Raw genomic sequence first — 14488 nt, forward strand, 5'->3', positions numbered from 1 at the left:
ATGTATAGATTACTAATCGTAGATGACGAGCCTGTGATTGTGAATGGATTAGTCCAACTGTTTCAGGATAACTCAGAATTTGAACTGGATATACGAAAAGCTTACTCCTCAAGCGAAGCTCTTGAAATTGCTAAGAAAACGAAATTGGATATTTTGGTTAGCGATATTCGTATGCCTCAGAAGAATGGTCTCCAGCTCGTGGACGAAATCGTCTATTATTGGCCATTATGCCGAGTGATTTTCCTTACAGGATACAGTGAATTTGATTATGTATACGAAGCGATTCGTAAGAATGTGGACAATTACATTCTGAAAACGGAAGGAATTGAACCTATTTTCCAAGCTGTGAAGGCAGCAATCGACAAGCTAGACGAGGAGAACCGTCGCAGACTTCAATTGGAGAAGGCACAAATGCACTATCAAATCGCTAGTTCCTTCCTAAAGAGAGAGCTGATGGAGCGGGTGCTGAGCGGGGAGTCTATTACTTCTATACTCAATAATGTACGTTACAAGGATGTAGAGTTCGGCATTGCATTAGATCGTCCTTCGTTCTTTCTTGTTGGTATCTTGGATCGACTAGATGATCCTAAATTTAAAATGCCTCCGTCTGTTCAGCGTATTTTCCATGATCACCTGCCTGCATCGATTGCATGTGAAGAAGTGATTTATGATGATCGTGTATTCATATGGCTGCTTCAACCAGATGAAGGATTGCTGAATCGCTTTCGTAGTGGCTATCCAGATCAAGGGGTAAATTGGCCTGGAATCGTTGCTTATATGAGAGGGATATTAGAGCCTGTACAGAATGAGTGTGATGAGCTGCTAAGTGTCTGCGTTTCATTCGGGATTTCGGGGGATTTACTTAACCATTGGGAATCGATCCATCTTCAAGTTGAAGCAGTGCGCTCTATGATTCTTAAGAGAGCTTTATTAGGTCAGCATATGCTTATCTTAGACCTTGAGAAACTAAGTCAACTTGAGGATACGATTCACAAAGCTGGAGGAATCGAGCAGGAAGATTTCAAGACGCTAATCATCGAACAAATTCACCAATTTGTGCAGGAGAACCTATCTGGAGATTTATCGCTTACCTCAATAGCAGCAGAGGTACATCTTAATCCTTCCTATTTATCTCGTTATTATAAACAGACGACAGGTCAAAATTTATTAGAGTATATCCAGTCGACGAAACTGCATGTTGCTCTGCAGCTGATGAAGAATACAACTCTGAAATTAAATGAAATCGCCATCCGGGTCGGTTTTGAATCACCATCCTACTTTACAACATTCTTCAAACGGAAGATGGGTTTATCTCCACAGGAATATCGAAATTCAAAATAAGTAAATAAAGTGAAAGTGATGTAAAAAAAGTGAAATTGAAAGCGGTTTCCTCTGTGACTAAAATAATAACTAGGAACACTGATTAACAACAAGAATTGCAGCAAACAAAGGGGGGAAGCGTTCAGATGAAAAAAATGAGACCATGGAAAATGATTTTGTCAGTAACGATGATTCTTTCATTATTGTCAGCATGTGGAAGTCAAGGGGATGGAAATGCGAATGCACCATCTACCCCTAAGGAAGAAACTACGAATAGTGCGACAGACAGCGCCACAGCACCTGATCCACTAGGGAAATACCCGGAAACGGTCACTGTTACAGAAATACTAGGTTATAATCCACCAGAAGATCCAAGAACTCCAAGCGGAATAACACCGGAACAAAATGCCTACCTGAAAGATCTCAAAGAGATGATGAATATTGAAGTGAAATACAAATGGACCGTTCCCTCTGCCCAGTTTGAGCAGAAGTTCTCGCTTGCCATGGCATCGGGGGATCTACCAGATGTGATAGAAGTTGATCAGAAAAACTATGAGAAACTTAAAAAGCAAGATATGCTTGCTGATCTGACAGATGCTTATGCACAATATGCGTCACCAGCTCTTAAGGCTTATATGGACTCAGATGGTGGATTCGCGATGAAAACGTTCAGTGCGGATGGTAAGCAATTAGGTATTCCTGCATTTGAAGATCCCTTCTTATCCACGCAGCTGCTATGGATTCGTCAAGATTGGCTTAATAATCTAGGTTTACAGGCACCGAAGACGATCGATGAGCTTGAGAAAGTTGCACAAGCATTCACACATAATGATCCAGATAAGAATGGTAAGAATGACACCTATGGTATCGCCATGCAAAAGAATCTCTTCTTTTGGGGATTTGATGTCAGAGGTTTCTTTAATGGATTCGGTGCTTATCCTTCCGTAGGTGATAAACAATCGGCTTGGATTAAAGGCGGAGATGACAAATTGTTACCGGGATTGATACAGCCTGAAGTGAAGACTGCACTTGGTAAGCTACAAGCATGGTATAAAGATGGAATTATTGATAAAGAGTTTGCACTAAAGGATGAGAATAAGGCTGTAGAAGATCTGACTGCAGGTAAAGTGGGTATTTCCTACGGAGAGTGGTGGTATCCGAACTGGCCGCTTAACTCCAGCGTAGACAAAGATCCAAAGGCGGATTGGATTGCAATTCAACTTCCAGGGATTGATGGTCCAGCTAAATCACTCGTTCCAAAAATCCGCAGCAATAAAATTTTCGTTGTGAACAAAAAGATGAAGAACCCAGAAGCAGCGATTAAGATGCTCAATTTCTACATCGAAGTTGGTAATAAGAAATACAAGGATAAGAACAAAGCGGCAGATGGCTATGTATACAACTGGTTTAACCCACGGATTGCCAACCCTGTTGATATTGATACGATTTACAGGGAAGTAAACAAAGCGCTCGATGCTAATCAGACTGAAATTACAATAGACGATGCAAATTATAAGACCGTTGCGGATACTTTCAAAGCGACTAAGGACTTCCTGGCAGGCGACACATCTAACGCTACCAAAGGTGTAAACTGGGGTCAATATTATAGCCGGGCTGCAAAAGACGGTGGCTGGGGCTTAACACGACAAATTAAAGAAAATCAACAATTTGTATACAACGAGTTTTACGGTCTTCCTACACCAACAGTAGTGGAAAAGGGCGGTCAGCTGGATAAGTTGATGCAAGAGTCCTTTACCAAGATTATCATGGGCGGTTCTCTTGATGATTTCGATAAATTCGTGGATAGCTGGAAGGCACTTGGCGGTAATGAAATTATCGATGAGGTCAATGAATGGTATAGCACGGAAGCTACGAAATAAATCATAGGGACAAGAAAGCGGGTGAGGTGAGTCGGGTGAGCCGACTCACCTCCCGTTTTTAAAATGAGTAAGTTGGTGAGGAGGGCATCTATGAAATCACTGAAGAAAGAATATCCGCTTCATATCATGTTAATACCTGGTGTGATTGTTACACTGATTTATGCCTACGGACCGATGGCCGGCCTGGTTATGGCGTTTCAACAGTTTGAGCCGTTATCCGGTTTTTTTAAATCCGATTTTGTGGGATTAGATAACTTCCGTTATGTATTTAATTTACCAGATTTCAAGCAAGTACTTTGGAATACGCTAGTCATAGCTATCATCAAAATGGTATTGTCTCTGCTTGTCCCGCTCATTCTAGCTCTATTATTAAATGAGCTTACTAAGAAATGGTTCGCAGGCTTTATTCAATCCGCCATTTTCCTCCCGTTCTTCCTTTCATGGACTGTCCTTGGGGGTGTCATTATTGAATTATTCTCTCTCAATGGACCTATTAATGGCTTAATTTCCGCTATGGGCTTAGAACCTATCATGTTCATGCTTGATAATGGTTGGTTCAGGGGGATTATCATTGGCTCGGATGTCTGGAAAGGCATGGGCTACAATATGATCATCATGCTTGCTGCCATCACAGGAATTAATGCGACGCTGTATGAAGCGGCAGAGGTAGATGGTGCAGGGAAATGGAAGCAAATGCTTAACATTACGCTTCCAGGTATAGCACCGATTATTATTTTACTTAGTGTATTAGGTCTCGGTGGTATTCTTAACGCAGGTTTTGAGCAGATATTGATTATGTATAACCCGACTGTATATGCAGGCGCAGATATAATAGATACATTTGTCTATCGATTGGGGATGTTCAGCCAACAATTTGGACCTGCGGCAGCAGTGGGTCTCTTTAAATCGATAATATCTTTATTTATGGTATCAACAACTTACTATGCAGCTTACAAATTTAACAATTACCGCATATTCTAGGAGGTGGAGATGGTGCTACATAAACAATCATTCAGCAGAAAGTTATTTATCGTGTTCAATACGCTGTTGTTAACTTTCATTACCATACTCGGCATTATCCCATTTGTACACTTACTCTCCATCTCACTAAGCTCGAATACAGCTGCGATGGCTGGAGAAGTGAAGCTTTGGCCCGTCGGCTTTTCCTGGGATGCTTATGTATATTTAGGAGAAAAGGTAGAGTTCTTTCGTTCCTTGGGAGTCTCCGTAAAACGAGTAGTGCTCGGTTCAGTAGTTAACTTGTTTCTAGTATTTATTACTGCTTTTCCACTGTCCAAATCGAATGATCAGTTTAAATTTAGAACCGTATATGTATGGATATTCGCGATTACGATGTTTTTTGGAGGCGGCTTAATTCCGACGTATATCGTAGTGAAGAATACAGGCTTAATCGATTCCATATGGGCACTTATCTTACCAGGTGCATTGAATGTATGGAATATGGTTCTGATGCTTAACTTCTTCAGATCTATTCCAAGAGAATTGGATGAAGCGGCTACGATTGATGGTGCCGGACATTGGAGAGTACTTTGGCAAATTTATTTACCGATATCCCTTCCATCCATCGCAACGATTGGGTTATTCACCATAGTTGGGCATTGGAACGCTTGGTTTGACGGTATCCTTTACCTGAATTCACCTGAGCATTATCCGCTACAGACCTATCTTTCTACCTTGATTATGTCTATCAATGCCCAGATGTCATCGATGTCCATTGAGCAGCTCAAGGTGATGGAGAACCTGAGTGAGAAGACGATCCGAACGGCGCAAATATTCATGGGCGCATTGCCAATTATGGTAGTGTATCCATTCTTACAAAGGTATTTCGTAAAAGGAATGACGGTTGGTAGTGTTAAAGAATAAAGAAATAAAGTACAGACATAGCATAAAGTCTCATATGAAGGAGCAGATTGCGATGAAGAAAGTTACTGTTGCTTTAATTGGAGCGGGCCTGCGAGGAATTAATTATTCAGAATATGCGATTCAGCACCCCAATGAGCTTCAAGTTGTAGCTGTTGCAGAGCCGAATGCGAAGCGGAGAAATAAATTTAAGGCAAGACATAAGCTGGCTGATGATATGTGCTTTACTCATTGGGATGATTTTTTTGCCTCCCCGAAAGTAGCAGATGCGGTATTTATCTGTACCCAAGACAATCAGCATTATGTGCCAACAATGAAAGCACTGGAGGCAGGGTATCATGTACTATTAGAAAAACCGATGTCCCCTGATGCCAAGGAATGTGTACTTATGGGGGAAATGGCCTCTAAAGTGAATCGTGTCTTCTCGATATGCCATGTATTGAGATATACCAATTTCTTCTCTACGATCAAGGAACTACTGGAAAGTGGTGCGATCGGAAAATTGATGTCTATTCAACATAATGAGAACGTGGGTTACTGGCATCAAGCTCATAGCTTCGTAAGAGGGAATTGGCGCAAAAAGGATGAGTCCAGTCCGATGATTCTCGCTAAGTCCTGTCATGATCTGGACATTCTTTCCTGGTTGACAGATTCAGAATGTGTTCGAGTGTCTTCCTTCGGCTCACTGTCCCATTTCAAATCTAGTGAAGCACCGGAAGGAGCCCCGCTACGTTGCACAGATGGATGCCCAGCAGCAGATAAATGTCTCTATTATGCTCCTAATCAATATTTGACGGAGGATACGGATTGGCCTACATCGGCAATTAGCGATGATCCAAGCTATGAAGCCCGACTGAATGCTCTTCAGGAAGGACCTTATGGACGATGTGTCTATCATTGTGATAATGATGTCGTCGACCATCAAGTGGTAAATCTAGAATTTGCTAATTCCGTAACTATAGCTTTTACAATGAGTGCGTTTACCAAAGATGTAAGTCGTACCCTCAAGCTGATGGGTACCACGGGGGAAATTCGCGGTGCGATGGAGAAGAATGAAATTGAAGTGATCCATTTTGGCAGTGGTAAGGTAGAGAGAATCTCGTTCGAGAATGCAGGTGGTCATGTTGGTCATGGCGGCGGCGATATGGGGTTAATCAAAGATTTTGTTAAGCTGGTTCGAGCGGAAGGAAAGATTCAAGGTCTTACATCAGCAAATCATTCCGTTCAAAGTCACCTTATGGCTTTTGCAGCGGAGCAATCTCGCATCGAGGGTAACAGTATTGTTCTGAGAGAATTTGCACAAAGTGTCTGTAATGATGAAGAGGTGAAGCAACGATGAATGCTCCGCAGCCATTTCAGACGATGTTATTAAGTTCGTTGGTTAAGGTATTTGCTGATGAAGTACCGAATCATGAACCCTATCACAGTGCAACCGCACTTGTCGGGGAAACATTTTCGTTCCAAGTCGCTTATACCTCAGATACACTTTTAAAGAATATTGAAGTAGAGATAAAGTCATCTCTTCCAGATCTAATATGTATAAGATCCGTTGGACTTGTTCCCTCAGAAATGCCTTGTTTCAAAAATCATGATGACGATGTGCTAAGAACTACGCCGGGATTATATCCAGATCCATTGTATACGCTGGATCAACAATCTATTTCATCGATCCCGGGACAATGGCGATCTTTATGGGTGGCGATAACCTTGGATGAAACAATGAGTACGGGGCTTCGCTCTATTCAGGTCCTCTTCAAATCATCTGAAGGGCAGATATTAGGTGAATCGGATGTATTCGAGTTAACCATCATCCCTGCAACACTACCGCCGCAACAGTTAATTCATACGGAATGGTTCCATGTGGATTGTCTTGCTACAAAGTATGGTGTCGAAGTATTTAGTGAAGCGCATTGGGCCCTTATAGAACGTTATGCAGATACGATGGTTAAGCATGGCATGAACATGATCTTAACTCCGTTGTTTACACCGCCTTTGGATACAGCCATTGGTGGAGTACGTCCAACCGTTCAATTGATTTCCGTGACTAAAGCGGGAGATCGTTATGAATTCGGATTTGATCTGCTTACTCGTTGGGTATCGATGTGCCGCCGACTTGGCTTCAAATACTTTGAGTTCTCTCATTTATTTACTCAATGGGGTGCAAAATGTGCACCAAAAATAATGGTAACCATTCAAGGTGAAGATCAGCAACTATTCGGTTGGGATACGGACGCATCCTCAGCGGAATACCGTAGTTTCTTGGATCAATTTTTACCTTGCTTAGATCAATATTTGAAAGAGCAGGGAATAGACCAGCAAAGCTGGTTCCATATTTCAGATGAACCAGGAGAGGAACATTTGGAATCGTACCGAGCTGCAAGTGAGATCATTTATAAACATTTATCAAGTTATCCGATCATGGACGCTTTGTCCGAATTGAAGTTGTATGAACAGGGCCTGGTGAAAAGGCCGATTCCTGCGAATACGCATATTGAACCGTTCTTAGAACATCAGGTTCCAGACCTTTGGACGTACTATTGCTGCGCTCAAGGTGAACAAGTATCCAACCGGTTTTTCAACATGCCGTCTGCTAGAAATCGTATAATCGGGTTTCAATTATATAAATTCGGATTACAGGGCTTCTTGCATTGGGGTTATAACTTCTGGTACTCGCAATATTCATTGAATCAGCAGCTGGACCCTTATCGTACGACTGACGCTGAGCATGCATTTCCCTCAGGAGATGCCTACTTGGTCTATCCGGGAGAAGAAGGCCCGATTGAATCCATTCGACTGGAAGTTCTATATGAAGGGTTGCAGGATTTGCGCGCACTAGAATTACTTGAGCAGAAAATTGGCAGGAAAGCAACGATAGCCATTATGGAAGAGGGTCTGAGTACATCGTTGACCTTCTCTGTATACCCGAGGGATCATGGAACATGGCTCTTAGAGGCAAGAGAGCGGATCAATCAAGCGATAGCAAGTTATTCTACTTAAGTGATCATACCATTACGAGGTGTTGAGAATATGGCAACTTTTCATTATTCAGGATCTTCCTTTTATTATAACGATCAGGCGATACGGCTTATCTCAGGAGCCATCCATTATTTTCGGACTCTGCCGGAACATTGGGAAGACCGTCTTATCAAATTAAAAGCTTGCGGCTTCAATACGGTTGAAACCTATGTGGCATGGAATTTACACGAGCCAAAGAAAGGCCAACTTCATTTTGAAGGTATGGCAGATGTAGTCCGGTTTATTGAATTGGCAGGAGATTTGGGTCTGCATGTCATCGTTCGTCCCGCACCTTATATTTGTGCAGAATGGGAATTTGGTGGATTGCCATCCTGGTTGCTAGCTGATTCGGATATGCGTCTGCGATGCTACCATAAGCCATTTCTAGATCATGTAGATGCGTATTATGATGTATTGCTCCCCAAATTACAACCACTGTTATGTACAAATGGTGGCCCGATCATTGCTATGCAGATTGAGAATGAGTACGGAAGTTACGGCAATGACAAGCGCTATTTGACTCATTTAAAAGACAGCATGATTTCCCGTGGGATAGATGTACTACTATTCACTTCCGATGGACCTGAAGACGCGATGTTACAGGGAGGTATGGTCCCAGGTGTGCTGGAGACGGTGAACTTCGGATCACGTCCAGTAGAAGCATTCAACAAGCTCCGTGAATACCAACCAGAGGCTCCAATCATGTGTATGGAATACTGGAACGGTTGGTTTGATCATTGGCGTGAGGAGCATCATACACGTCCGGCTGAGGATGTAGCGAAGGTATTGGATGAGATCCTTAGTTTAGGCGCATCCGTTAATTTTTATATGTTCCATGGCGGAACTAACTTTGGGTTCTACAACGGAGCGAATGGACATACGTTTGACAGCTATGAACCAACAATTACTAGTTATGACTATGATTCCTTACTGAGTGAATCCGGTGAGCCGACAGCTAAATATTATGCAGTTCGTGAAGTGATCTCCAAATATGTAGATCTTGGACCCATTGAGTTGCCAGCTCCTGTTGCTAAGAGAGCATATGGAAGAGTAGAGATGAAGGAGCAAACTTCACTTACCGCAAACTTGAATCGCATTTCTACACCCATTCACTCTGCATACCCTGAGCCGATGGAGAAATTGGGACAGGATTATGGCTTTATTCATTATAGTACGTTCCTTACAGGACCTCGTCCCAAAGATGAGCTCTTCATCCAGGATTTACATGATCGTGCATTAGTCTTTCTGAATGGAGAGCTCACTGCAACCTTAGATCGTGTAGAGCCAGAGGTGAAATTAGAGTTCGAGGTTCCGGCCGAAGGGCTGCAGGTTAGTATACTTGTGGAGAATTTAGGACGCGTCAACTATGGTCCTTTTATGAGAGATTGTAAAGGGATTACCGAAGGGGTACGTTATGGACGGCAGTTTCTGTCGGAATGGACGACTTATTCGTTGCCATTAACGGATTTATCTGGTCTGCAGTTTGAAGGTCTATTCAGGCAAGTGGAACCTTGCTTCTTCCGCAGCACCTTGGTTGTGGATGAACCTTGTGATACGTTCTTGAGCATGGAAGGATGGACTAAAGGCGTCGTGTTCATTAATGGGTTCAACCTTGGACGCTATTGGAATATCGGACCACAGAAAACAATGTATGTGCCAGGTCCTCTATTGAAACAAGGCGATAATGAGATTGTCATCTTTGAATTGCACAGCACTTCAGATACCGCTGTTACCTTCGTAGATCAACCGGAATTAGGATAATAGGGCATAGCTCCGCCAACAATATGTTAGAATTGCGGCTTATTGAACAATGTCTGAATTTGCTTCGGACAAGTTTGTTCGATCTTGCGTGATTCGCTAGCTTCGTTTAACTAGCTGTTTCAAACACAGCAATTTAATATATCTTAACAACAAAGACACCCGAATAAATCCGGGTGTCTTTGATAAATAGAAATTATTTCTTGCTGCGTATTCTAAGGTTATGTAGTTCCCATTGTTCATACCAATCTTGAACAACGGCAGGAAGACCGATACTAAGATCGCCTTTCAATAATTCCGTCAGATTCTTGTATTGTTCTTCCACAGCGGAACGTTCCCCAATACTGTCGTAGACCTTCATTAATCCTAAATGCCCTTGTTCAAAATAAGGCTGTAGCTGCACTACCTTTTGATACACGGTGACAGCTTCGGGAACTTTGTTGCTGTCGATATAGAATTGGGCCATTCCCATAGCGTGGTGTAGCCAAATAGTGCGCAGACGTTGTCGTTCGCCCTCTGCCCATAAATAATCGTAATCTCCATAATAATCTCCTGAATAAAGATCAAATAAGCTTTGATGTTCTGCACAATTGTCCTCTCCGATGGATTCGAGTGCAAGAATGTTGTGCTCCCACTGTGCTGCATCGATTAGAAGCGATCCGGTCTCAAGTGTATACCCTTCACCACCACTGACGTTGCTGATATGCAGATCCACCTCACTCTGCTTTAAACATTGTCGTACTTGATAAATGGTTGTGTAGAGATGGGTAGAAGCCTTTTTAAGATTGAAGTCTGGCCACAGTAGGTCAATTAGGGTGTCTTTACTGACCAATCGGTTGCGATTATGAAGCAAGAAAGCAAATAATTCTTGTGCCTTAGAGGTTCTCCAACGGAGAGTGTTCAGAGGCTGTCCTCCTCGTTCAAAACGCAGCGATTGAAAACAACGAATCGTTAGTTCATGTTCTACCTCTGTGCTTTTTGGTGAAAACCTAAGTCTGTCCTCCAAGCGTTGTATTGTTTTAAGCAACCGGTCATGTCGCACGGGCTTTAAAATATAATCAATCGCATTTAACTCAAAGGCTTCCACTGCATATTGGTTATACGCGGTCACGAAAACGATATTTGCGTTTGGACAGACCTCTTGCAGAATTGCGGCAGCCTGAAGTCCGCTCACTTCAGGCATTTCAATATCAATAAAAATAACGTCAGGCTCCAATGCCGGAGCTTCTTGTAGGGCTTGGACAGGATCTGTATAAGACGCGATGATATGAACATCTTCCATTTCTTTTAACATGAATTCTAACTTTACGAGAGCAAGTCGTTCATCATCCACCAATACTGCTTGAATCATTGTTATTTCACCACGCAATATAGTATTTTTAGCAAAAAACTATAAACTCTTACTTATATTTTGGTTCAATATAGTCGGTCTGTGAATAGGGAATTTTGCGAATCATTTCTCTTTTTTCAGAAGGGATTATAAAACTTACTGCAGTGCCTTGCCCTTCCTTGCTTTTAATTTGCAGTCCCTTTGCATAGACACGTAACAACCGTTTATGTGTATTAAGAAATCCAATCCCTCGTGTTACAGTAGACTGACTGCTCAGCAGTTGCTGGAGTTGTTCGGCAGTCATGCCTTTACCATTATCAGCGATTGTAATCTCAATGTCATCAGCCAGTTCTTTGATGGATATGGAAAGCGTACCCCCTTTGGAGCGGCTTAATATCCCGTGCCGGACGGCATTTTCAACGAGTGGCTGAATGGTCAGGGGAGGTAACTGAAAATGTAGGTTCTCTGTTAAATCCCAGTTAATGGTCATCCTATCCTCAAAGCGTTCTTTCTCTATGTACAGATAGGCACGGACAAGCTCAAGCTCCTGTTCAATCGGTATCATCGGCTCAGCGTTCAAGAAGTTAAAGCTTAAGCGCAAATAAGAACTAAAGGCATCAATGAGGTGACTCATACGATTTGTATCAAAAGATGCCAGAGCGGATATAGAATTTAATGTGTTGAATAAGAAATGTGGTTGTATTTGCGCTTGAAGATACGCTGCTTCCAGACGAAGCCGTTCATTTACGGACTGCTTTAAGTCTGTTAAGGATCGAACCCGTCCTCGTAGCTCCATAGCGTTCATGGGTTTCATTACATAGTCGTTCGCGCCCGAAACAAATCCGGTGTAAATGTCTTCCGGCTGGCTACGTGCGGTCAGAAGTAGAATAGGAAGCTCTGCTATGGTAAAACGTTCACGAATTCTCTGTGTTAATTCATATCCGGACATCTGGGGCATCATTACATCTGTAATGATTAAATCCCATTGATCAGTATCCAGCTTAATTAAAGCATCAATTCCACTGGTTACCGTAACCATTTCATAGTCTTTAATGGACAATACGCTAGTAAGGATTTTCAGATTAACTGGATCATCGTCGACTGCAAGAATCTTAGGTCTTCTTCCATCCGTTGATGTAGCAGATGTAGTGGCAATTTCGGATAGTGTAATCTGAGAACGCTTGTCCGTGTATTCAGTCACTGATGAGGGCTCTGAATTGAGTTCTTGGATGTTTGAATCGGATATAGGCATAGTAAAAGTGAACGTTGAGCCTTTGCCAAGTGAAGATTTTACGCTAATCTCTCCACCGTGAAGTTCAACCAGCTGTTTACAAATGCTTAAGCCTAGTCCTATTCCACCACTTATTGCTGTCACGCTTGAGTCTCCCTGTTCATAGGGTTGGAAGGCTCTAAGCTGAGTTTCTTCGTTCATCCCAATGCCAGTATCCGTAATATGGATGCGCGCCACACCTTTATGTATATCCACATGGACCCTCACTGAGCCTACACTCGTATATTTCACAGCATTTTGAAGCAGATTGAACAAAATCTGAATGAGTCTTTTCTCATCTGCCACAATCGAAGGAAATGAGTCGGGAATCTCCGAGATCAGTGCAATATGCTTACCTTCTGTTAGGAACCTGAGCATATCGAGCACGCCAACAACTACGGATTGAATGGGAACATTTCTTAACTGCAATTGAATGTTGCTTTCGCGAAGCTGTGATTGATCTAGAAGATCGTTTATCAGTAGTGACATACGTCTTCCGACGGTAATTAGCAGCTCTAGATTATTTGCGTTTTGATGCATTAAAGATTCTCTCTCACTGTCTAAGACGGTCTCAGCAATATTAATGATGCTATGCAGCGGATTTTTCAGCTCGTGAGAGGTATTAGCTAGGAAATCATCCTTTTGCGTAACGGTTCTTTGTAAGCTTTTTGCCAGGTTTTCAGTCTGCTTAGTATTCCAGAAATAACGCTTAAACCCAAAAGTCGCAAAGCATAAAAAGGCAATAATCAAATCAAAAGGATAATAGGTGACGTCAACCAAATCGAAATTTTTGAACAATCCCCAATGTGTGCTGTTAATAATGGCTAAGATAGATAGCAATAGAAAAATAGAACCATCGTGGTTTTTAAGCGCAGATTTCACAAAGAGAATTACAACTTCTAATGACAGAACGAATATATTGATGAAAAAAATAGGCGTAAATAATTCGTAATAGTGGACAACGGGACCGAGCAGTATAAAAAGGATATGTACCAAGGATAAGCTGGTTAGGATCTGAACACTTTTAATTTTTAAATTCTGGAACATTAGTTGCTTGCTTGTCAGTAAGATGAATATAAAAGCCATAATATTAGATATGATTAATAGTTTTAAGCTCCATTGGTAGTTTAAGGGAAGCATATGGAGCAAAAGCTTGTCATCATCAATAAGTACAGTAGTTATAGCGGAAATTACCAACAGAAAAAAATAGATCAACATCTTTTGCCGCGGACCAATGGTATATAATATTGCTGCATAGACTGCATGAAGTAGAAGGACGACACATAATAACAGTTGAAGACCTATGGAGACGTTCCTCTGGTGTGTTAAAGCTTTTTCGTTACCAAATAAAATAGGTTTAAAAATACCGCCTGTATGAGCTAAAGAGTAGTTGGCTACCTGAATCACAATTTCAATCTCCGTCTTATCAGTTGTAAAAGATACGGAGTAAGGTAGTTCACGAGCAACATAGTCTTCCTTCTTGGCAGCCGGAGAACCTGAATTTCCTAGTAGTTCACCATTGATATAAATTTCCGAAGAAGTCCGAACCCCGGATATGAGTATGCCATATGACTGCTTTTCGTTTTTATCTACAAGAATCCGTAACCGATAGGAGCCGTAGCCAAAAGCAGACTTTTCACCATTATGAATGGCATCGTTCCACTGATCCGGGACTTCTATATATTTTTTAGGGGGAGCTTTGTTTATAGATTCTTTATTGAAAGTGGGAAGCAGCTTATTAGGATAGAGCTCCCATTGCCCTTTTAAGGTAAGGAGCTTGTCTTGATTCAATTCTTTATTTCGTAAATCGAGTACTCCTTTGACTAATTGTGGTTGTATAGCATGAGGCGAAGCCCATACCCAAAGGAAGCGGAAGCCAGTAAGCATTGTAAGAAATAACACGATAATTAGAAAAAGTTTTCTTTTAGTCATAGTAATTAAACATTATTCGACAAAAAACAATATATTCCTTTTTCGAAAATATTTCAAAAATTCAAATAAAGTTATGGATAAGTTGCAGGGGAGTAGAATTGG

The 14488-nt window shown here is 41.8% G+C and carries 9 protein-coding genes; 7 read left to right on the top strand and 2 right to left on the bottom strand.

All coding sequences use genetic code 11. The features are described 5' to 3' along the window. From QNH28_RS06590 to QNH28_RS06620, 7 genes are all read left to right on the top strand, one after another. Window positions 1-1341: a response regulator transcription factor gene (locus QNH28_RS06590; RefSeq protein ID WP_283910678.1), complete on the top strand. Its 1341-nt coding sequence runs from the start codon at window positions 1-3 to the stop codon at window positions 1339-1341. A 125-nt stretch (window positions 1342-1466) separates the two neighbouring features. Further along, a complete protein-coding gene (locus QNH28_RS06595; RefSeq protein ID WP_283910679.1) occupies window positions 1467-3200 on the top strand; it encodes an extracellular solute-binding protein in 1734 nt (577 codons plus the stop codon). A 90-nt stretch (window positions 3201-3290) separates the two neighbouring features. Beyond that, entirely contained in the window at window positions 3291-4181 is an 891-nt protein-coding gene (locus QNH28_RS06600) for an ABC transporter permease (RefSeq protein ID WP_042125108.1), read from the top strand. Between the two features lie 9 nt (window positions 4182-4190). Next, window positions 4191-5084 (top strand): carbohydrate ABC transporter permease, encoded by an 894-nt coding sequence (locus QNH28_RS06605; RefSeq protein ID WP_042125110.1) that lies wholly within the window; start codon window positions 4191-4193, stop codon window positions 5082-5084. Between the two features lie 52 nt (window positions 5085-5136). Further along, the gene (locus QNH28_RS06610) at window positions 5137-6420 is read left to right on the top strand and encodes a Gfo/Idh/MocA family protein (protein WP_283910680.1); all 1284 of its coding nucleotides are present in this window, start codon (window positions 5137-5139) and stop codon (window positions 6418-6420) included. Next, window positions 6417-8078 (top strand): DUF4091 domain-containing protein, encoded by a 1662-nt coding sequence (locus QNH28_RS06615; protein WP_283910681.1) that lies wholly within the window; start codon window positions 6417-6419, stop codon window positions 8076-8078. The genes QNH28_RS06610 and QNH28_RS06615 overlap by 4 nt, the downstream gene beginning before the upstream one ends. Window positions 8079-8108: 30 nt before the next feature. Beyond that, window positions 8109-9857, top strand: a complete 1749-nt coding sequence (locus QNH28_RS06620) for a glycoside hydrolase family 35 protein (protein WP_283912068.1) — start codon at window positions 8109-8111, stop codon at window positions 9855-9857. A 193-nt stretch (window positions 9858-10050) separates the two neighbouring features. On the opposite strand, the gene QNH28_RS06625 is transcribed toward QNH28_RS06620, so the two are convergent. Both QNH28_RS06625 and QNH28_RS06630 read right to left on the bottom strand, forming a co-directional pair. Continuing rightward, window positions 10051-11205 (bottom strand): response regulator, encoded by a 1155-nt coding sequence (locus tag QNH28_RS06625; RefSeq protein WP_283910682.1) that lies wholly within the window; start codon window positions 11203-11205, stop codon window positions 10051-10053. Between the two features lie 49 nt (window positions 11206-11254). Beyond that, window positions 11255-14386, bottom strand: coding sequence for a hybrid sensor histidine kinase/response regulator (locus QNH28_RS06630; RefSeq protein WP_283910683.1), 3132 nt, complete (start codon window positions 14384-14386; stop codon window positions 11255-11257). Between the last annotated feature and the right edge of the window lie 102 nt (window positions 14387-14488).

It is taken from the genome of Paenibacillus sp. G2S3 (assembly GCF_030123105.1).
Taxonomy (GTDB): Bacteria; Bacillota; Bacilli; order Paenibacillales; family Paenibacillaceae; genus Paenibacillus_AQ.

Coding starts and splice junctions, on each gene's coding strand:
- QNH28_RS06590 (WP_283910678.1), top strand. CDS start 1: ATGTATAGATTACTAATCGTAGATGACGAGCCTGTGATTGTGAATGGA.
- QNH28_RS06595 (WP_283910679.1), top strand. CDS start 1,467: ATGAAAAAAATGAGACCATGGAAAATGATTTTGTCAGTAACGATGATT.
- QNH28_RS06600 (WP_042125108.1), top strand. CDS start 3,291: ATGAAATCACTGAAGAAAGAATATCCGCTTCATATCATGTTAATACCT.
- QNH28_RS06605 (WP_042125110.1), top strand. CDS start 4,191: ATGGTGCTACATAAACAATCATTCAGCAGAAAGTTATTTATCGTGTTC.
- QNH28_RS06610 (WP_283910680.1), top strand. CDS start 5,137: ATGAAGAAAGTTACTGTTGCTTTAATTGGAGCGGGCCTGCGAGGAATT.
- QNH28_RS06615 (WP_283910681.1), top strand. CDS start 6,417: ATGAATGCTCCGCAGCCATTTCAGACGATGTTATTAAGTTCGTTGGTT.
- QNH28_RS06620 (WP_283912068.1), top strand. CDS start 8,109: ATGGCAACTTTTCATTATTCAGGATCTTCCTTTTATTATAACGATCAG.
- QNH28_RS06625 (WP_283910682.1), bottom strand. CDS start 11,205: ATGATTCAAGCAGTATTGGTGGATGATGAACGACTTGCTCTCGTAAAG.
- QNH28_RS06630 (WP_283910683.1), bottom strand. CDS start 14,386: ATGACTAAAAGAAAACTTTTTCTAATTATCGTGTTATTTCTTACAATG.